We start from the raw sequence: 19,223 nt of genomic DNA, 5'->3' as shown, positions 1-19,223 counted from the left end.
GGTGGGCGGCCGCTCGTCGTCGGTGCTGCGTCGGTCAGGCGTCGATCGTGGCGAGGTGCTGCTTGACCTGGGTGATCGAGGGGTTGGTCAGGGCGCTGCCGTCGGCGAAACGCAGCGTCGGGACGGTCTGGTTGCCGCCGTTGACGCTCATCACGAACTCCGCGGCCTTCGGGTCCTGCTCGATGTCGACCACCTCGTAGCCGATGCCCTCCCGGTCGAGCTGCGACTTCAGCCGGTGGCAGTAGCCGCACCAGGGGGTGGAATACATCGTCAGCATGGTCAGGTCCTCCAACGGTCCGCACGGCGGCTTGCCGATCAAGCCCAGGCTAATCGCTGCAACGTCCGGCGGAGCTGAGACAATTCCTCGCTGTGGCGGTTCACTCAGCATCCGAACGCGTGCTCGCGGGGCTCGACCCGGAGCAGCGCTCGGCGGTGACCGCCCCCGCCGGTCCGGTCTGCATCCTGGCCGGCGCCGGCACCGGCAAGACCCGCGCGGTCACCTGCCGGATCGCCCATCGGGCGCTCTCCGGCGACATCTCCGCCCGGCACGTGCTCGCGGTGACCTTCACGGCCCGCGCCGCCGCCGAGATGCGGGCCCGGCTCACCGCGCTCGGGGTGGGTGGCGTGCAGGCGCGGACGTTCCACGCCGCCGCGTTGCGCCAGGTGCGCTACTTCGCGCCCCGGCTGCTGGAGGGTCGGGCGATGCCCGAGCTGCTGGACAGCAAGGTCCGGCTGGTCACCCTCGCCGCGGCCAAGGCGGGCCTGCGTACCGACCGGGCGGCCGCGCGCGACCTCGCCGGCGAGATCGAGTGGGCGAAGTCGTCGCTGGTGGAGCCGGGGGAGTACGTCGTCGCGGCGGCCAAGGCGATGCGGGACACCCCGCACGAGCCGGCCCGGGTCGCTGAGGTCTTCGCGGCGTACGAGCGACTCAAGCGCTCCAACGGTGTGATCGACTTCGAGGACATGCTGCGCGCCGCGGTCTGGGGCATCGAGGAGCACCGGGACGTCGCCGAGCAGGTGCGCGCCCAGTACCGGCACTTCGTCGTCGACGAGTACCAGGACGTCAACCCCCTCCAGCAGCGGCTGCTGGACGCGTGGCTGGGCGGGCGGGACGACCTGACCGTGGTCGGCGACGCCAGCCAGACGATCTACTCCTTCACCGGGGCCACCTCGTCCTACCTGGTCGACTTCCCGCGCCGGCACCGGGGCGCGACGGTGGTCCGGCTGGTCCGCGACTACCGCTCCACCCCGCAGGTCGTCGGGCTGGCCAACGCGGTGATCTCCCAGGCGCGGGGCGCCGAGGCGCGGCTGCGACTCGAACTGGTCGGCCAGCGTCCGCCCGGCCCCGAACCGGAGCTGCGGATCTTCACCGACGAGCCGGCCGAGGCCAACGCCGTGGCCGCGCGCTGCCGCGCCCTCGTCGACGCCGGCACCCCGGCGAAGGAGATCGCCGTGCTGTTCCGGACCAACGCGCAGTCCGAGGCGTACGAGAAGGCGCTGACCGAGGCGCAGGTGCCGTACGTGGTGCAGGGGGCGGAGCGGTTCTTCGAGCGGGTCGAGGTCCGGCAGGCGATGGTCGCCCTGCGGGCCGCCACCCGGTCGATCCCCGGGGAGACCCCGCTGCCCGCCGCCGTCGTGGAGGCGCTCACCGCGGTCGGCTGGGCCCCCGACGCGGCCCCGTCCGGCGGCGCCGTCCGCGAGCGGTGGGAGGCGCTGGCCGCGCTGGTGCAGCTCGCCGAGGAGTACGCGGCCACCCCGCAGGTGCTGCCGATCGGGCCCGCCGCCTCGGTCGAGCGCCCGGTCACCCTGGCCGACTTCAACGAGGAACTGGCCCGCCGGGCCGCCGCGCAGCACGTGCCGACGGTCGACGGGGTGACCCTGGCCTCGCTGCACTCCGCCAAGGGCCTGGAGTGGGACGCGGTCTTCCTGGTCGGCCTCTCCGAGGGCACCCTGCCCACCACGTACGCCAAGACCGTCGAACAGGTCGAGGAGGAGCGCCGGCTGCTCTACGTCGGCGTCACCCGGGCACGGGAGTGGCTCTGGCTGTCGTACGCCTCGGCCCGCTCCCCGGGCGGGCGGGCCCGGCGGCCCTCGCGGTTCCTGCCGCAGCTCGACCGCTCCGGCGGGGCGGAGCGGGCCGGGGCCTCGCCGGCGGCGCGCCGGCCGGAGCGCCGCCGGACCCAGATCGTCTCCTGCCGGATCTGCGGCGCGACCCTGCTGGCCGGGCCGGACCGCAAGCTCGGTCGCTGCCCCACCTGCCCCTCGGACATCGACGAGGAGCTGCACGAGCGGCTGCGGGAGTGGCGCCAGCGGGTGGCCGGCGGGCAGCGGGTGCCGGCCTATGTGGTCTTCACCGACGCCACGTTGGTGGCGCTCGCGGAGCGGCGCCCCGGCCGGGCGGAGGAGCTGATCGCCATCGCCGGCATCGGGCCCCGCAAGCTCGGCCTCTACGGGGAGGCGGTGCTGGCCCTGGTGGCGGGCGCGGCGGTCGACGACGTCTGCTCGGAGAAAACTTTCGAAATCTCGCCGTAAATTCGTTTGCCCTCGCCCCGTGACGAGGAATAGCCTCATGGCACACCTCGCGAGCGGCGCCATTTCGGCTGCTCACGAGGGGTAGAGACCGTATCGGCACGAGTGAACGTCAGAGGAGGTGGCCCCCATGGAGATCGTCTACATCTGCGAGCGTCCGGCGGCGCTGCCCGCTGTCGTCGCTCCGCTGTCGGCTGTCCGGGTGGCCCTCGCCGCTGCGCGACCGTCGGTTTCCCAGGTGCGCCAGGTCGAGGCTCAGGCCGAGCTGATCCTCGCCCCCGCGCCGAACGGAATCCAGGGCACCAGTGGCTTCACGGGCAAGGGCGTCGATGCTGCCAAGCGTCACATGGACGTCCGCGGAGTTCCACCTCGAGGTAGACCGGTCTGATCCTCAGACCACCGGCTCACCTCGAGGCCGCGGAACCCGCTACCGGGATCCGCGGCCTCAGTTTTTTGCCCGCCAAGTACGTCGGAAATGCGATCCACGAGATCGAAGTGAGAGAGAGGTGACCGGGCGATGAGTCTGGCGTTGGCCCCGCTCGACGTGAGCGTCGAAGTGGAGGCGAACCTGCCCTGCCGGAAGTTCGACCCCGACCTGTGGTTCTCCGACTCGCCCGCCGAGCTCGAGCTGGCCAAGTCGCTCTGCGGGGACTGCCCGCTGCGCGTCGAGTGCCTCGCCGGGGCGGTGGAGCGGGCCGAGCCCTGGGGCGTCTGGGGCGGCGAGATCTTCGAGCGTGGCGCGGTCGTCCCGCGCAAGCGGCCCCGTGGCCGCCCGCGCAAGGAGGACCTCGCCCGCGACGCGGCGCTCCGGGTCGAGGCCGAGGCACGACTGGCGGCCAGTGGGCTGTCCGAGTCGCGCACCACGGTCCGGCTGGCGGCCTGACATGCACCCGATCCAATCCACCCACGCCGGTGTCACGCCGGCGACGAGAGAGCTGACCACCATGCTGAACGTTCTTGACGGAGTCGCCGAGATGCAACTACTTCACGAAGCGTTGTCCCGGGCTCGAATGCGCCAGCCTCAGGCCGGTCGTACCACCGCGAGCACTGAGGCAACCCTTTCCGCCCGTACCGTCGCCATGAACAGCCGCAACCGAGCGGCGCGCGACCTGGGCGTTCTCTAGTACCCCACCGAATGTCGAGGGGCGGTGGCCGGATTCCGGCCACCGCCCCTCGACGCGTCCGCAGCGGACCGACCCGCCCGGCCGACGCGGCCGTTGCGTGGCCGAGTCGACCCGGCCGCCGCCCGTCGACCCCGCCTGAGGCTCGGCCGACTCCGCCGCAGCCTGGCTCGGCCGACTGCGCCGCAGTCTTGGCTCGGTCGATCCGGCGCCGGTGCGGGACGGTCCCTCAGCCGCCCGTCGAGGGCTGCTCGGTCGACGGGGCGAAGCCGGGCAGCCAGCGCTCCAGGACGCCCCGGTAGGGCGCCTTCGCCTCCAGTTGGCAGAGCACGCCGATCGAGCCGAGCGTCACCCGGTGGATGAGCAGGTACGACGGCGGCAGGTTGAGCTGGCGGCTCAACTGGTAGGCGGGCGAACGGGGGCTGGCCAACCGCGTCGCCTCCGCGCGCAGCCAGGCCCGGGTGAACCGGAACTCGTCGGCGGCGATGGGCTCCAGCATCGGACGCAGGAAGTCGAGCACCGCCTGGGCGTCGATCTCCTCGGTGGAGCCGATGAAGCCCTCCGCGCGCAGGCCCGCCACCACCCCGTCGGCGTCGCCCCGCAGCGCCAGCCCGGCGATGCGCCCGATCGGCTCGGGCGTGCCCTCCGGCATCCGGGCCACCGCGCCGAAGTCGATCACCCCGAGGCGACCGTCCGCCAGCAGCCGGAAGTTGCCCGGGTGCGGGTCGGCATGCAGCAGCCCGGCCCGCTGCGGCGCGGACAGGTGCAGGATGGCCATCAACCGACCGGCCTCGTCGCGCTGCTCCTCCGTGCCCTCGCGGATGATCTCCGCCAGCGGGGTGCCCTCGACCCACTCGGTGACCAGCACCCGGGGCGACGCCGAGACCACCGCCGGGATGTGGATCTCCGGATCGTCCGCGTACGCGGCGGCGAAGGCGCGCTGCGACTCCGCCTCCAGCTCGTAGTCGAGTTCCTCGGTGATCCGTTCCCGCAGCTCCGCCAGGAGCGGCTTGACGTCCAGCCCGGGCTGGATCGCCCGGAACATCCCGCCGAGCCGGGAGAGCTGCTTGAGGTCGGCGAGCAAAGCCTCACCGGCGCCCGGGTACTGGATCTTGACGGCCACGTCGCGGGTGTTCGGCGCGCCCGAGGGGCCGTAGCCCGGCTCCCGCCACACCGCCCGGTGCACCTGACCGATGCTGGCCGCCGCGGCGGGGGTGTCGTCGAACTCCACGAACCGGTCCCGCCAGTCCGGGCCGAGCTGCTCGGCGAGCACCTTGTGCACGCTGGCCGCCGGGAGCGGCGGCGCGGCCTCCTGGAGCTTGGTCAGCGCCTGCCGGTAGGGGGCGGCGATCTCCTCGGGCAGGGCGGCCTCGAAGACCGACAGCGCCTGGCCGAACTTCATCGCACCGCCCTTGAGCTGCCCCAACACGCTGAAGAGCTGCTCGGCGGTGCGTTGCTGGATCTCCGCGGAGATCACGTCGGAGGCGAGCCCGGTGACGCGCTTACCCATGCCGAGGACGGTCCGACCGGCGAAGCCGAGCGGCAGAGCGGCGAGCTTGGCGGTCCGGGACACGGCCCGGCGCGGGATGTCGGTCACCCGGCCATTGTTACCGACTCCGGGGTCCCGCGGCTGCTCTGCCGGCGGGCTGGCTGCCCGGCCCCGCTCTCCGGGGCGTCACCGGCGTCGTCGGGAGCATCCGCAGGAGGGGTGCGGCGGCCACGCCCGGCGGCGGAACCGTCCCGCCCCGGTGATCTCCACCGCGCAGCCCAGGGTCTCCGGGGTGCCCCCGTCGAGCTGTGCCAGCGCCTCGGCCGCCGCGTACGCCCCGGCGGCCAGGAGGGTCGCGGTGGCGCACGCCTGCTCGCCGGCGTCCGAGGCGAGCTGGGCGGCCAGCGCCGGCCAGTCCGGGTCCCGGTCGGTCCGGTGCAGGTCGAGGCAGTGCAGGCACGGCCCGGCGGGCGGGCGGACGAGAGGGCCGACGACGGGCACTCCCTCGCGCAGGCCGAGCAGCAGGTGCGGCTGGCGGCGCTGGGCGTGGCCGGCGGCGAGCAGGGCGGCCGGCCGGTCCGTACCGAGCTGGACGACCAGGTCGACCCGCGCCCGCCGGAGCGGGCCCGTGGCCGTGCCCGGGGCGGCCCGCTCGACGGCGTTGCGTACCGCCGGGGCGAGCGGGCGGCCGAGCGCGGCGGCCGGGATGCCCGTGCCGACCAGGTCCGCCGGCCGCACCGGGCCGGCCAGGTCGGCGTGCACGTGCCCGACCCCGGCCTGGGCCAGCGCGAGGGCGACGGGGGCGCCGAGGCGGCCGGTGCCGCTGACCACCACCCGGGCGGCCAGCCGCCGGCGCAACACCTGGGCGGGGGTGCCGGGAAGCCGCGGCGCGGCCAGGGCGAGCGCCCCGGCCTCCGCGGTGAGCCGGGCCCGGGGCGGGCCGGCCAGGTCCTTCGGCAGCAGCGTGTGCGCGGGTACGACCAGGCCCGCGGCCCGCAGCGCGTCGAGCAGGGTACGGGCCTCGTCCGGCGCCACGTCGGCGGCGACGGCGTGCGCCAGGACGACCCGTTCGCTACGGGTGCCGTCGAGCAGGTCGAGCAGACGGGCGGCCCGGGGATCGGCGATCTCCAGCAGTACGGCGCGGCCGGGCTCGACGCCGAGTTGCAGGGTGTGGCGGTCCCGCCAGAGTCTGGTGAGGCCCGGCAGCAGCGTGGGCCGGGGCAGCGTGGCACGGCGCATGACACGAATCGTGACCGTGTCCGTGCTGACCGTCGATCGTTGTCCACAGGTGCGCGGTGCCCTGTCCAGGGCTGTCCACAGGAAATCCGGGGATATCCACAACTCGCCGGTAACCATGTCGGCGAGCCGACAGTGTTCCCGGCCGGTTCGCCCGGGGTGAGCCGGCCGCCGGGCGGCCGACCCGGATCAGGTGTGGCCATGCCGGAGAGGGCGGCCGACGGCCGCCCTCTCCGACGCATCCGTACGGGTCAGACCTTCGCCTTGCCCAGGATGCGGTTCACTGTTGTGCCGCAGACCGGACACTTGCCCTTGGCCATGTTCATCCCGGTCTTCGACACCTCGACGCGGCCCTCGAAGTCCCGCTTCTCCTTGCACTTGACGCAGTAACCGTTGTAGGTCTGGGCCTGGTCGGCCACGGTGCCCTCCTCGTCTCGTCCGCCGGCCGATGCCGTCCCGGCGGGGTTCCCGGCGGCGGGGCCACTCGGGCACCGGCGCTGGGTCGTTCTCCCACGGCCACGCTCGTGACCGCTGGTCCGCGGACCCTACCCAGGTCTGGGCAGTTCCATGTCAGCTGTGCTTCGTCACTGTGAGCAAGTCGACGTCGAGAGTGTGCACGGCGAATTACGTCGGATAAGTCAGTTTGGCGGGGACACGCCGACCGAACCCGGTCAGATGCCCCGTGCGGGGCACCCCGAGCTGCGCGCGCTGCGGAGATCACCTACGGTGGAGGTGTCGCCCCGCTCCCGCCGGCGGCAACCGCAGGTCCGACCCGTCGCGCCGAAATCGGCCGCCACGAAGGGTGACGGCGGCGTATTGCGAGGGCCCGGCAAAAGATTTTTTGGGACTCCTGCCGACCAATCACCATTTTCCGGGCGAGTGTCGGGGTGTTGACCCTTGCGGACCCCTGGTCAGTACGCATTAGCTTTCCTTCGTGACAGGAATCCGAGGCTGCGCGGCCCACTGATGGCAGGGACGCGGAAGCCGGTCGTCGAGGTGCGGCGCAGCCAGCGTCGGCGACGCACGGTGTCCGCGTACCGCGACGGTGAACGGGTTGTCGTCCTCATCCCCGACCAGTTCTCCCGCGCCGAGGAGAGCGAGTGGGTCGACCGGATGCTCGCCCGGCTCGCCGCCCGGGAGGGGCGCCTCGCCCGGTCCGACGCCGAACTGCTGGCCCGGGCCACCCGACTGATCAAGCTCTACCTCGCCGAGCACGGCACGCAGGCCGTACCGACGAGCGTCCGCTGGGTCACCAACCAGAACGGCCGGTGGGGGTCCTGCACCCCCGACGACGGCACGATCCGCCTCTCGCACCGCGTCCGGGACATGCCCGACTGGGTGATCGACTACGTACTCATGCACGAGCTCGCGCACCTCATCGTGCCCAGCCACAACGCCCGGTTCTGGGCGCTCGTCGCGCGCTACCCGAAGACCGAGCGGGCGCGCGGCTACCTGGAGGGCGTGGCAGCGGCCTCCGGCACCCCGCCATCGGACTGACGCCGTCTGCGCCGGCTCGCTCCGCGTCGGCTCGCTCCGCGTCGGCTCGCTCAGCGCCGGCTCGCTCCACGGAGACGGCAGATCTTGGTAGGAACCGGCCCCTCCAGGGGCCGGTTCCTACCAAGATCTCGAAGACTCGTTCTGCACGCGTCGCGCGGCAAACAGCCGGCGCAGCCGGGCAGCCGGACGTCGGTCCGGCCGTCGTCCGGGCAGCCGGCTAGGGTCGGGGCGTGGCCCGACGTGTGGTGGTGGCGTTGCTCGGACCGGTGGCCTGGGCGCCTCCCGGCACCGACCCGGTGGAGTGGCGGGCCGCGCTCGCCGAGGACGTGGTGGACCTGCTCGCCACGCTCAACGAGGTGGAGACGGCCGTCGCCGTCACCGCAGCCGACCGGTCGCTGGCCGACGCGGTGATCTGGCCGGACACGGCCGTGTACGAGGTGCCCGAGGCGACGCCGAACGCCGTCTTCGCCGCCCTCGCCGGCGCCGGCTACGACCAGGCGGCGGTGATCGCCGGGGACGCGCCCGACGTGCCGGGCCTGACCATCGGCAAGCTGCTGCGCCCGCTCACCACCCGGCCGGTCGCGGTCGCGCCGGTCGAGGGCGGTGCACCGGGGCTGCTCGGCGTGGCCGCGCGACTGCCCGTACCGGGCTGGCTCCCGGCGCTGGACCTGGACACCGCCCGGCCCGCGGCCGTGCGCGCGGCGGCGCCGCGACCCGGTGACCTCGCGGTCACCCCCACCTGGCGGCGCCTGCGCGGGCCGGACGACCTGGCCTTCCTGGACCCGGCGGTGGAGGGGTGGGAGACCACCCGCGCCCTGCTCTCCGGCGCCGCCCGGTCCTGACCGAGCGCTGACCGGGCTCGGCCCCCGCTGACCCGCTCGGGACCACGGCCGGGCTGCCCGACCGCGCGACGAGGGCCGCCCGACGTGGGCTGCCGGATCGCGCGACGAGGGCCGCCCGAACCCCGGTGGGTCGGGCGGCCCTCGTCGTCGACGCGATCAGGGGCGGCTGGTGTCGCCGTCCTCGGTGCCGTCGTCCGGGCGCCGCTGCCCCGGCTCGCCCGGGGACTTCTCCTCCGGGCCGCCCGGCGCGCTGAAGTCGAAGTTCTCCAACTCGCCGAGGTCCCACTCGGACATCGCGAAGGCCACCGGGTCGGCGAAGTCGTCGTCGGAGGGGAGCAGGTCGGGGTGGCCCCACAGGGCGTCCCGGCCGGAGATGCCCCGGTGCTCGGTGAGCGCCGCCCACAGCGCCGCCGCCTCGCGCAGCCGGCGCGGACGCAGTTCCAGGCCGACCAGCGCCGCGAAGGTCTGCTCCGCCGGGCCACCGGCGGCCCGGCGACGACGGAACGCCTCGCCGAGGCTCACGACGTTGGGCAGCCGGCCGCTCGCCGCGCTGTCCACCACGTGGCACACCCAGCCCTCGACCAGGGCCAGGGCGGTCTCCAGCCGGGCCAGGGACGCCTTCTGCGCCGGGCTGTCCTCCGGCGTGAAGATGCCCTCCAGCGCGATCGCCTGCATCGACTCCGGATCGGTCGGGTCGACCCGGCCCATCGCCTCCTCGATCGCCTCCCGGTTGACCCGGATGCCGGCGGCGTACATCTCCACGGCGTTGAGCACGTGCCCGCGCAGCCACGGCACGTGCTGGAAGAGCCGCTGGTGGGCCGCCTCGCGCAGGGCCACGTAGAGGCGTACCTCGTCCTCGGGCAGCTCCAGGCCCTCGCCGTACGCCCGGATGTTGGCCGGGATCAGCGCGGCCGTGCCGGCCGGGCCGAGCGGCAGCCCGATGTCGCCGGCGGAGAGCACCTCCGCGGCGAGCGAGCCGAGCGCCTGGCCGAGCTGGCCGCCGAAGAGCGCGCCACCGAGGGTGGCGACCATCGACTGCATCGGGCCGAGCTGGGCGCGCGCCTCCGGCGGCACCAGGTCGCCCATCGCGCCGACCATCCGGCTGGCCACCGGGTCGCAGAGCTTGCGCCAGACGTCGAGCGTCTTGTAGATCCACTCGTTGCGGTTCCAGGCCAGCGAGGTCTGGATCCCCGAGGGCAGGGCGGAGGCCGGCTCCAGCCACAGGTCGGCGAGCCGCAACGCCTCCTCCACCGCGTTGCGCTCGAAGGGCGACACCGCCGGGTCGCCCGCGGCGGCGAGCTGGCTGGCGGCCACCTGCCGGGCCAGGTCCCAGTTGACCGGCCCGCTGCCCGACGCGGAGAGCAGGTGCTGCAACTGCGACATGAACTGCTGCATCTGCGCGGGATCGTTGGGGTCTGGTGGTTGCCCACCCGGGAGCGCGAAACCGAACGGAATATCAGGCACGACGTCTACGGTACGCGCGCCGCGCCCCAGGTAGCCGCCGCTGGCGTTGCGCTGAGGGCGAAGTCGCGATTCACCCGCCGGAGGCCCCGATCCCGGTCGGTACGCTCTGCCGCATGAGACGTCGCGGCGTGACCGTCCTGCTCGGTGCTCTGCTCACCGCTCTGCTCAGCATCGGCGTGCTCGGCGCGCCCATCCCGTACGTGGTGCTCGGCCCCGGGCCGACCGTCAACACGCTGGGCAAGGAGAACGGCAAGGAGGTCATCCAGATCACCGGCCGGGAGACGTCCACCTCCGCCGGGCAGCTGCGGCTGACCACGGTCGGCGTGCAGCCCTCGGTCAAGCTGCGCTCCGCCATCCAGGGCTGGTTCTCCGACGACGAGGCGGTCGTGCCGCGCGAGCTGGTCTACCCGCCGGGGGAGAGCCGCGAGGAGGTCGAGGAGCGCAACGCGGAGGACTTCAAGACCTCGCAGACCAGCGCGGAGACCGCGGCGCTGCGCGAACTGGGCTACCCGGTGCAGGTGGTCGTGAAGACCGTCGCCGCCGACGGCCCGGCGGCCGGTGTGCTCAAGCCCGGCGACGTGCTGACCTCGGTCGACGGGCAGCCGGTGCCGGTGGCCGTCCGCCTCACGGAGCTGATCCGGGCGAAGCCAGCCGGGACGGCGCTGGAGATCGGCTACACCCGCGGCGGCGTCGCCGCGACGGCGAAGGTCACCAGCCGGGAGCAGGACAACCGGCCCCGCATCGGCGTGGAGATCGAGCAGCAGCAGCCGCACCCGTTCACCCTGAACATCGACCTGGAGGACATCGGCGGGCCGAGCGCCGGCCTGATGTTCGCCCTCGGCATCGTCGACAAGCTGACCCCGGAGGACCTGACCGGCGGGAAGATCATCGCTGGCACCGGCACGATCGACGACTCCGGGCAGGTCGGCCCGATCGGCGGCATCGCCCAGAAGCTGGTGGGCGCGAAGGACGCCGGCGCGGTGGCGTTCCTGGTGCCGGCGGCGAACTGCGCCGAGGCCGTACGCAACCCGCAGCCCGGGCTGCCCCTGCTCAGGGTCGGCTCGCTGGACGAGGCGTTGACCGCGCTGGAGGCGCTGCGCGCCGGGGGCCAGCCGGCCCGCTGCTGACCACGCGCGCGGGCGCTCCCGGCGTACGTGGCGGGCCCGCACCGGCCGCCCGTGCATCGACTCTTCCGCCGCGCGGCGCGACGCCGTGTGACCTTGGACCGACACGTTCAGAAACACCCCGTACTCTGGGTGCCTGGTCGGAGCCGATCACATCGAGCGTGCGGAGCCAACAGTGGTCATGAAGAGCAGCAGCCCCCTGCCGAGGATGAGCCGACGCGGACGCGTCACGATCGGTGTCCTGGTCGGGGTGTTCGTGCTCTTCACCCTGCTGGGCTGGGGTGTCCAGGCGTGGACGGACTGGTTGTGGTTCGACGAGGTCCGCTACACCGGGGTCTTCACGGGGGTGCTGACGACCCGGCTGCTGCTCTTCTTCGTCGTCGGCCTGGGCATGGCGCTGATCGTCGGCGGCAACCTCTGGCTGGCCCAACGGCTGCGCCCGCGCATGCGCCCGCACTCGCCCGAGCAGGCCACCCTGGAGCGTTACCGGATGCTGCTGGGCCCCCGGCTCGGCCTGTGGATCGCGCTGGTCGCCGCCGTGGTCGGCCTCTTCGCCGGGCTGTCGGCGCAGAGCCGGTGGAACCAGTGGCTGCTCTTCCGCAACGGCGGGGACTTCGGCGTGAAGGACCCGGAGTTCGGCGTCGACGTCGGCTTCTACGTCTTCCAGCTGCCGTTCCTGCGCTACCTGCTCGGGGTGGGCTTCACCGCGGTGGTGCTCTCCGTGATCGGCGCGCTCGCCGTGCACTACATCTTCGGCGGCGTCCGACTCCAGGGCGTCGGCGACCGGATGACCAACGCCGCCCGGGCCCACCTGAGCACGCTCGTCGCGGTCTTCGTCCTGCTGAAGGCGCTCGCGTACGTGCTGGACCGGCGCGCGATGCTGCTGGAGTACGGCAACGGCCCCGTCTACGGCGCCGGCTACGCCGACGTCAACGCGCTGCTGCCGGCCAAGGAGATCCTCGCCTACATCTCCATCGTGGTGGCGATCGCGATCATCGTCTTCTCCAACGCCTGGATGCGCAACCTCGTCTGGCCGGGCATCTCGCTGGCCCTGCTGGGCGTCTCCGCCGTCGCCATCGGCGGCGTCTACCCCTGGGCGGTGCAGACCTTCGAGGTCAAGCCCAGCGCGAAGGAGAAGGAAGCGCCCTACATCGAGCGCAGCATCAAGGCCACCCGCGCGGCGTTCGGCCTGGAGGCGGCCACCACCACGCCGTACGCGGCGAGCAACCTGACGCCGCCGGCGACCCTCGCCACGGACACCTCCGTGGTGCCGAACATCCGGCTGCTCGACCCGCAACTGGTCTCCGAGACGTACACCCAGCGCCAGCAGGTCCGGCAGTTCTACGACTTCGGCGAGAAGCTGGACGTCGACCGCTACGGCGTCAACGGCAGGGTGCAGGACTACGTGGTCGGCCTCCGCGAGGTCAACTACCGGCAGCTGACCCCCCAGCAGAACACCTGGATCAACCGGCACACCGTCTACACCCACGGCTACGGGCTGGTGGCGGCGCCCGGCAACCGGGTGGTCTGCGGCGGCCAGCCCTTCTTCGTCTCCGGCTTCCTCGGCGACCCGCAGGAGCAGCAGAAGGAGCAGGGCCAGCAGACGAGCGAGCAGTGCGCCTCGCAGACCGAGCAGATCGCGGCCAAGCAGCCCCGCGTCTACTACGGCGAGCGGATGGACGCCAGCGACTACGCGATCGTCGGCCAGAGCGACCCGGAGCGGAAGGCGGAGTTCGACCGCCCGGTCGGCGAGGGCGGCGAGTCCTACACCTACACCGGCGAGGGCGGCGTCGAGATCGGCTCGTTCACCCGGCGGCTGCTCTACGCGATCAAGGAGCAGGAGTCGAACTTCCTGCTCTCCGACGCGGTCAACGACAACTCCAAGCTGCTCTACGTGCGTAACCCCCGCGACCGGGTGGAGAAGGTCGCCCCGTTCCTCACCCTCGACGGCGACCCGTACCCGGCCGTGGTCGACGGTCGGATCCAGTGGATCATCGACGGCTACACGACGGCGGCGACCTACCCGTACGCGGAGCGCGTCAACCTTCAGGAGCAGACCGCCGACGAGCTGACCGGGCGGGGCACCTTCCAGCTCGCCCGGGAGAACGTCAACTACATCCGCAACTCGGTGAAGGCCACCGTCGACGCGTACGACGGCACGGTCCGGCTCTACGAGTTCGACGAGACCGACCCGGTGCTCAAGGCGTGGAACAAGGCGTTCGGCGGCGACCTGGTGGTGCCGAAGGCGGAGATCCCGGCGGAGTTGGCCGAGCACTTCCGCTACCCGGCCGACCTGTTCAAGGTGCAGCGCAACCTGCTGACCCGGTTCCACGTGACCGACCCGGGCGCCTTCTACTCGGAGACGGACTTCTGGCAGGTGCCGAACGTGCCGGACGCCCCCGACACCGGCCAGAAGCAGCCGCCCTACTACCTCTTCACGCAGTTCCCCGGCCAGGAATCGGCGCGCTTCCAGCTCACCTCGGCGGTCACCCCGAACGGCCGGGAGAACCTCGCGGCGCTGATCTCCGGGTCGTACGTGGACGGGCAGCCGAGGCTGGAGGTGCTCGACCTGCCCGACCAGACCCGGATCTCCGGCCCGGTGCAGGTGCACCAGTCGATGACCAACAACGCCAACATCCGCCAGCAGCTCAACCTGCTGCAGTCCCAGCAGGCCCAGGTGCAGTACGGCAACCTGCTCTCCCTGCCGTTCGGCGACGGCATGCTCTATGTCGAGCCGGTCTACGTGAAGACCGCCGCGCAGAACGCGCCGCCGCTGCTGCAACGGGTGCTGATGTCCTACGGCGACGGCGGCTCCTACGTGGTGCTGGCCACCAACGTGGCCGACGGCATCAAGCAGCTCATCGAGCAGGGCAAGCAGGCCGCCACCCCGGGCACCCCGCCGCCCGCCGGCGGGACCCCGCCGCCGCCCGGGGGCACCCCGCCGGGCGGGAGCGCGCCCCCGCTGACCGGCGAGCTGGCCGAGGCGGCCAACCGCGTGCAAACCGCCATCGCGGAGGTCCGGGCCGCGCAGACCTCGGGCGACTTCGAGCGGTACGGGCGCGCGTTGAAGGCGCTGGACGAGGCCCTCACCGCCTTCCAGCAGGCCCAGCAGGCCGCCTCCGCCCCGACCCCGGGGGCGAGCGCCCCGGCGTCCCCGTCGCCCGGTGCCAGCGCCCCGGCGTCCCCGGCACCGGGTGGCAGCGCCTCCCCGAACCCGGGCGGCTGACCCGTACCACCCTCGCGGCGCCCCCGGCCCACGGACCGAACCGGTCCCGACGCCGGGGGCGCTGTCGTGTTGGCGACGGCCGGCCCGGCACCCGCAACCCGCCGCCCCACGGCGCCGTCTTCCCTGCAAGAGGCGGGAATGACCGGGGAGCGTGGGTCGGAGACATGAGAGACGCGACGAGCTTCGACGAGTTCTACCGGAGCACCTCCCGACGGATGCTCCGCTACGGCTACGCCGTGGCCGGTGACCACACCGAGGCGCAGGACCTGGTGCAGGAGGCGTACGCCCGGGCCTGGCGGCAGTGGGGCGGCCTGGCCGCCCACCCGGCACCGGAGGCGTGGCTGCGGCTCGTGGTCGCCCGGCTCGCCACGGACCGGTGGCGCCGGTTGCAGGGTTGGCGGGCCGCGCTGAGTCGCACGGGCCCGCCCGAGCCGGTGCCGCCACCGAACGAGGACGCCGTGCTGCTGGCGGGCGCGCTGCGGCGGCTGCCGACCGCCCAGCGGCAGGCGCTCGCGCTGCACTACCTCTTCGACATGTCGGTGCAGGACATCGCCCGGGAGACCCGGGTGCCCACCGGCACCGTGAAGTCCTGGCTGTCGCGGGGGCGGGCGCGGCTGGCCACGCTGCTGCCCGGCCTGCCCGCGGAGGAGTTGGAGGCGAACGATGTCGCGTGAACTGTCCGAGCTCTACCGGTCGCTCGCCGAGGACGCCGACGGCCGCACCCTGGCCCTCCCCGAGGAGCTGCGCGGGCGCGCCGACCGGCGGGCCCGGCGGCGGATCACCGGCACCGCGCTCGGGACGGCGCTGCTGGTCGGTGGGCTGGCGACCGGCACCGGGCTGGTGCTCGCCGAGGAGCGCGGGCCCGTCGTGCCGTCCGCCGCCGTCGCGCCGCCGTCGAGCGTGCCGGCGGCGCCGACCGCGGCCACCCCGCCGGCCGCCACGGCCGGACCGGTCGCCCCGACCGCAGGCACACCGGGGGCGACGGGCACGCCGGCGGCGACCGGCAGCACCCGCGCCGCCCCGCCCCGGGCGCCCGGCAGCGTCCCCGACCGGGCCTTCTTCGTCCAGGCCGCGTCGAACCGTACGGGCATCGAGCCGTTCTTCCGGGACACCGACGCGCTGCCCGCGCTCTGCGACGCCCGCTACCGCAGCGACGCCGGCATCGTGCAGCGCCGCACCCGCATCCTGGCCTACAAGCTGCCGCAGACCCCGCAGGGGTACGTCCCGGACGGCAGCTACGCCCACACTGTCACCCTCTACCGTCCCGGGCGGGCCGACGAGTTCCTCCGCGAGCTGCGGGCGGCGGTGCGGGGCTGTCCCACGCAGCCGGGGGTGGGCGGCGGCAACGCGTCGACCTCCCGACTGCGGCTGCTCGCCGACGACGGCTTCGGTGACGGGTCGGTGCTGTTCGAGATCCGGACGCCGGCCCGGGACATCGACGGCAACCCCACGGGCGGCGAGGAGGTCCGGCTGATCCGGGCGATCCGGGTGGACGACGTGGTGACCGTGCTCTGGGAGCAGGGCTGGGAGGGCACCTCCTCGCCCCGTTCGCAGGTCGACGCCGACAGCCGGCGGGCCGTGGCCGCGATCGAGGACTGGCTGCGCTGAGGCGTACGCCGCCCGGGTCGGGCAGACCCGGGCGGCGTACCGCCGGGGTCGTTTTGCGGCGACGGGGGCCAGTGGGATACGGTGTACGAACCGACGCGGGGTGGAGCAGCTCGGTAGCTCGCTGGGCTCATAACCCAGAGGTCGCAGGTTCAAATCCTGTCCCCGCTACCACGACGGAACGGCCCCGGAGTTCACTCCGGGGCCGTTCCGCATTCTCGGTCCCACCCCTTGCCCGCCACCTGTGGCCCGCCGCCTGCCGCCTTGCTTGCCTGCCTGGCGCTCGCTGCCTGCCGCTGCCTGGCTGCCCCGCCGCTGGCGGGCCTGCCTGCCCCGCCGTTGCCTGCCTTCAGCCGCTGGCGGGCCCGGCTGCTGCCCGTCCGCCGGCCACGCCCGGTCATTCGGCCGTGCCCTGTCCCCGCGGTGGCCGTTCACGTCCCGGTGCGGCGGGCCGCAATCCGCCATCGTGGTGCCGGCCCCGGGCGGTGCCGGCGCGGACGGACGTATGACGCCGGTCACTCCGCCTCGGCCACTGACGCACCCGCCATCGGCCTTGAGCACCCTCACCGGCTCAGCGCCGGTGCCAACCTCCACGTCACCCACCCGGCCAAGCGGTGACCAGGACGCCACGGACCCCAAGACCCTGGATGACGTCCATGACGTCCTGATCGCCGGCCGTTCGCGGGAAAGGAGGCGGTGTGTTCGTGCTTGGGGAGGAGTTCGGAGCGGGCGAGAGGTTCCGTGGCGGCCGCCGCGTCGGACGGGGTGGGAGCCGGGGTGGGCCTCGTGCGGTTCTCTGGTGCCGGTTTGTGCTGGTCAGAGGGGGGACTGCGGCGGGATCGGGGGTCCGCTGATCATCGTGGCGTCGGGTGCGCTACAGTTAACGAGCCGACGCGGGGTGGAGCAGCTCGGTAGCTCGCTGGGCTCATAACCCAGAGGTCGCAGGTTCAAATCCTGTCCCCGCTACCACGACGGAACGACCCCGGACTCTACTCCGGGGTCGTTCCGCATTTCCGGGCCCACCCGCTGCCCGACGAGCATTCGGCCCCCGGCTCCGTGCCGCCTGCCGTGCTCGCCTCCGCTCCCGCTGTTGTCCGCGTCTGACGCTGGCGTGCACGGCACGGGCACGGGAAGGCTGCCGGCCGAGCGGCAGGGCGGCAGGGCGGCGGATTCCTCCCCGACCGACGTGCCGGAGTTGCGGTTGTCGGCGAGGATGTTGGCATGTCTGCATTCGGTAAGTGGTGGGGCCGGTTGACGACCGTCCTCGGAGCGGTCGTGCTGTCGGTGTTCGTGCCCGTCGCGGCTTGGGCGTCCACCGGCACGGGTGAGCTGGTGGTGGAGGCCGCCCGGCGGCGGCGCGGGGGCGGCTTCGGCTTCATCGGCCTGCTCTGCTGCCTGGTCGTGGTCGCCGGAGTCGTCTTCCTCCTCCTGCGCATGATGCGCAACCGCCGGGGTGGCCCGCCGCGCTGAGGTAGGGGCGCCACCGCGCCGATGCTTCGCCTCGGTCGAGGCGCTGGCTGCTTCGACCCGGCCCCGGTCGAAGCAGCCGACCCGGTGCCCCCTTCCGGGCAGGCTGGCGGTGGCCGCCCGGAGCGGCGGCGGGGGTGCCGCGCGGCGCCCCGCCACACCCGAGCCGGTGGCCCGTCGGGGCGAGCTGGGGATGGCCGCCCGCAGGGGCGGCGCACCCGACCCGGCATGGCTCGCGCGGCAGGCGTGCGTGTCCGGGCCTACCCGGCCAGCGCCGCGTCCGCCCGTGCCAGGAAGCGGGCTGCTGCCGCCCGGGGGCCGGTTTCGCCGCCGCGAACGCTCTCGGCGGCCTGCAACAGCAGTGTCCGCACCCGCAGGTGTCCCTGCGGAGGCGGGCTGGGCGCCGGCCCGAGCCGGGCGGCCAACGCGGCGCCGAGGGCCGCCGCGCGCCGCTGTGCCGGGTCGGTGATGCTGCCCTCGACGAAGCTCCGTACGGCGAGGCTGGGGCTGACACCGCGATCGTGGCCGAGCGCCGTCCCCGCCTCGCCGTTGTTCGTCAGGAAGTTGATCACGTCTGCGACCAGGGCGGGGTGTCGGGTGCCGCGGAAGGCCGCCCAGTACATCGACGCCCGGTGCCACTGTGCCTCGACAGGGCCCGGCATGGCGGCCACGCCGAGTTCGGAGTCGGTGAGGCGCTGGAGTTCCGGCAGCTGGTGCGACCAGGCGAACGAGGCGGCCGTGGCGCCGGTGACCACGAGCTGCCGCGTCGGCTCGCCGCCCTCGGCCTGCTCCACGAGGGCCGCGCTCGGGGTCGCCCGGCCGGAGCGGGCGCGCCGCCATAGCTCGAACCACTCGGTTAGCGCGTCGGCGCCGAAGCCGAGCTGGCGGTCGCGGTAGAACTCACCTCCCTGGCCGCGCAGCCAGAGCCAGAACGCCCGGTGGTCGCCGGACGGGTCCATCGTGCCGGCCACCCGGCCCTCGCCGACCCGGGTGACCCGCCGCGCCCAGGCGACGTACTCCGTCCAGGACATTCCCGTGCTCGGCTCGGGCAGCCGCAGCCGGCGCAGCAGCGTGCGGTCGTAGACGACGGCCGCGGTGCTCTGTCCCGCGGCGACGCCGACCGTACGCCCGTCGACCTGCCCGTAGCGGACCAGGCCCGGGGGCAGGGTGCGCAGGTCGACGCGGTGGTCGGCGACGTAGGCGCTGAGGTCGAGGACGATCTCGCGGCGGGCGTACTCGGTGAGCATGCCGTCGTCGATCTGGATCAGGTCGGGCACGTTGCCGCCCGCCGCCTGGGTGGCCAGCCGGTCGTAGTAGCCGTCGGCGCCCTGCCAGGTGATGCGGAAACCGACGCGGGGATTGCGGTCGGTGTAGAGCCGCAGCACCCGTTCGGTGAGTTCGGCCCGCTTCGCCCCGCCGTACCAGAACACCGACAGCTCGACCGGCCCGGTCTCCTCCGGGGCCGCCTGGTCCTCGCTGCACCCGGTGAGCCCGCCGGCGGCGAGCACCGGCGCGCCCAGCAACGCGGCGAGCACCCGACGCCGGCCCGGGTCCGCTCCGGCGCGGGGCAGCGGGAATCGGGCAGCGGGCACGGAAACTCCTGGCGGACCGGTGGGGCGGGCG

At 73.7% G+C, this 19,223-nt stretch carries 16 protein-coding genes and 2 tRNA genes; 12 read left to right on the top strand and 6 right to left on the bottom strand.

Annotated features, from left to right (window positions below):
* Positions 1-34: 34 nt before the first annotated feature.
* Positions 35-277 (bottom strand): mycoredoxin, encoded by a 243-nt coding sequence (locus AC5L34_RS00840; protein WP_089003216.1) that lies wholly within the window; start codon positions 275-277, stop codon positions 35-37.
* A 92-nt stretch (positions 278-369) separates the two neighbouring features.
* On the opposite strand from AC5L34_RS00840, the gene AC5L34_RS00835 reads away from it, so the two are divergent.
* The 3 genes from AC5L34_RS00835 to AC5L34_RS00825 all read left to right on the top strand — a co-directional run bounded on the left by AC5L34_RS00835 (position 370) and on the right by AC5L34_RS00825 (position 3,412).
* Positions 370-2,532 (top strand): ATP-dependent DNA helicase UvrD2, encoded by a 2,163-nt coding sequence (locus AC5L34_RS00835; protein ID WP_494823637.1) that lies wholly within the window; start codon positions 370-372, stop codon positions 2,530-2,532.
* Positions 2,533-2,659: 127 nt separating this feature from the next.
* The gene (locus tag AC5L34_RS00830; RefSeq protein ID WP_441175666.1) at positions 2,660-2,917 is read left to right on the top strand and encodes a hypothetical protein; all 258 of its coding nucleotides are present in this window, start codon (positions 2,660-2,662) and stop codon (positions 2,915-2,917) included.
* A gap of 129 nt (positions 2,918-3,046) precedes the next feature.
* Positions 3,047-3,412, top strand: coding sequence for a WhiB family transcriptional regulator (locus AC5L34_RS00825; RefSeq protein WP_088998544.1), 366 nt, complete (start codon positions 3,047-3,049; stop codon positions 3,410-3,412).
* 467 nt (positions 3,413-3,879) lie between these two features.
* On the opposite strand, the gene AC5L34_RS00820 is transcribed toward AC5L34_RS00825, so the two are convergent.
* From AC5L34_RS00820 to AC5L34_RS00810, 3 genes are all read right to left on the bottom strand, one after another.
* Complete coding sequence (locus AC5L34_RS00820; protein ID WP_441175667.1) at positions 3,880-5,247, bottom strand: ABC1 kinase family protein; 1,368 nt, start codon at positions 5,245-5,247, stop codon at positions 3,880-3,882.
* A gap of 78 nt (positions 5,248-5,325) precedes the next feature.
* Positions 5,326-6,378, bottom strand: a complete 1,053-nt coding sequence (locus AC5L34_RS00815; RefSeq protein WP_494823636.1) for a TOMM precursor leader peptide-binding protein — start codon at positions 6,376-6,378, stop codon at positions 5,326-5,328.
* 248 nt (positions 6,379-6,626) lie between these two features.
* On the bottom strand, positions 6,627-6,794 hold the full coding sequence (locus tag AC5L34_RS00810; protein ID WP_012014940.1) for a DUF5679 domain-containing protein: 168 nt from the start codon (positions 6,792-6,794) through the stop codon (positions 6,627-6,629).
* Between the two features lie 547 nt (positions 6,795-7,341).
* On the opposite strand from AC5L34_RS00810, the gene AC5L34_RS00805 reads away from it, so the two are divergent.
* The gene (locus AC5L34_RS00805; protein ID WP_088998547.1) at positions 7,342-7,872 is read left to right on the top strand and encodes a M48 metallopeptidase family protein; all 531 of its coding nucleotides are present in this window, start codon (positions 7,342-7,344) and stop codon (positions 7,870-7,872) included.
* Positions 7,873-8,102: 230 nt separating this feature from the next.
* Positions 8,103-8,714, top strand: a complete 612-nt coding sequence (locus tag AC5L34_RS00800; RefSeq protein ID WP_494823635.1) for a hypothetical protein — start codon at positions 8,103-8,105, stop codon at positions 8,712-8,714.
* Positions 8,715-8,870: 156 nt separating this feature from the next.
* Here the strand turns inward: AC5L34_RS00800 and AC5L34_RS00795 are convergent, their stop codons facing one another.
* Positions 8,871-10,178: a zinc-dependent metalloprotease gene (locus AC5L34_RS00795; RefSeq protein WP_441175670.1), complete on the bottom strand. Its 1,308-nt coding sequence runs from the start codon at positions 10,176-10,178 to the stop codon at positions 8,871-8,873.
* Between the two features lie 113 nt (positions 10,179-10,291).
* Between AC5L34_RS00795 and AC5L34_RS00790 the strand changes: the two genes are divergently transcribed.
* The 7 genes from AC5L34_RS00790 to AC5L34_RS00760 all read left to right on the top strand — a co-directional run bounded on the left by AC5L34_RS00790 (position 10,292) and on the right by AC5L34_RS00760 (position 17,603).
* Complete coding sequence (locus AC5L34_RS00790; protein ID WP_441175671.1) at positions 10,292-11,305, top strand: YlbL family protein; 1,014 nt, start codon at positions 10,292-10,294, stop codon at positions 11,303-11,305.
* 178 nt (positions 11,306-11,483) lie between these two features.
* A complete protein-coding gene (locus AC5L34_RS00785; protein ID WP_494823634.1) occupies positions 11,484-14,528 on the top strand; it encodes a UPF0182 family membrane protein in 3,045 nt (1,014 codons plus the stop codon).
* Between the two features lie 164 nt (positions 14,529-14,692).
* The gene (locus AC5L34_RS00780) at positions 14,693-15,202 is read left to right on the top strand and encodes a SigE family RNA polymerase sigma factor (RefSeq protein ID WP_363893918.1); all 510 of its coding nucleotides are present in this window, start codon (positions 14,693-14,695) and stop codon (positions 15,200-15,202) included.
* Entirely contained in the window at positions 15,192-16,136 is a 945-nt protein-coding gene (locus AC5L34_RS00775) for a hypothetical protein (protein ID WP_494823633.1), read from the top strand. The genes AC5L34_RS00780 and AC5L34_RS00775 overlap by 11 nt, the downstream gene beginning before the upstream one ends.
* A gap of 94 nt (positions 16,137-16,230) precedes the next feature.
* Positions 16,231-16,307: transfer RNA gene (locus AC5L34_RS00770), tRNA-Met, on the top strand.
* A gap of 718 nt (positions 16,308-17,025) precedes the next feature.
* Positions 17,026-17,102, top strand: a tRNA-Met gene (locus tag AC5L34_RS00765).
* Between the two features lie 252 nt (positions 17,103-17,354).
* Positions 17,355-17,603, top strand: coding sequence for a hypothetical protein (locus tag AC5L34_RS00760; protein WP_101412639.1), 249 nt, complete (start codon positions 17,355-17,357; stop codon positions 17,601-17,603).
* Between the two features lie 257 nt (positions 17,604-17,860).
* Here the strand turns inward: AC5L34_RS00760 and AC5L34_RS00755 are convergent, their stop codons facing one another.
* The gene (locus AC5L34_RS00755) at positions 17,861-19,192 is read right to left on the bottom strand and encodes an ABC transporter substrate-binding protein (RefSeq protein WP_441175674.1); all 1,332 of its coding nucleotides are present in this window, start codon (positions 19,190-19,192) and stop codon (positions 17,861-17,863) included.
* Positions 19,193-19,223 lie beyond the last annotated feature (31 nt).

Source organism: Micromonospora sp. ZG13 (genome assembly GCF_059359355.1).
The sequence above is the reverse complement of the archived record's forward strand: the minus strand, read 5'-3'. Positions and strand labels throughout refer to the sequence as shown.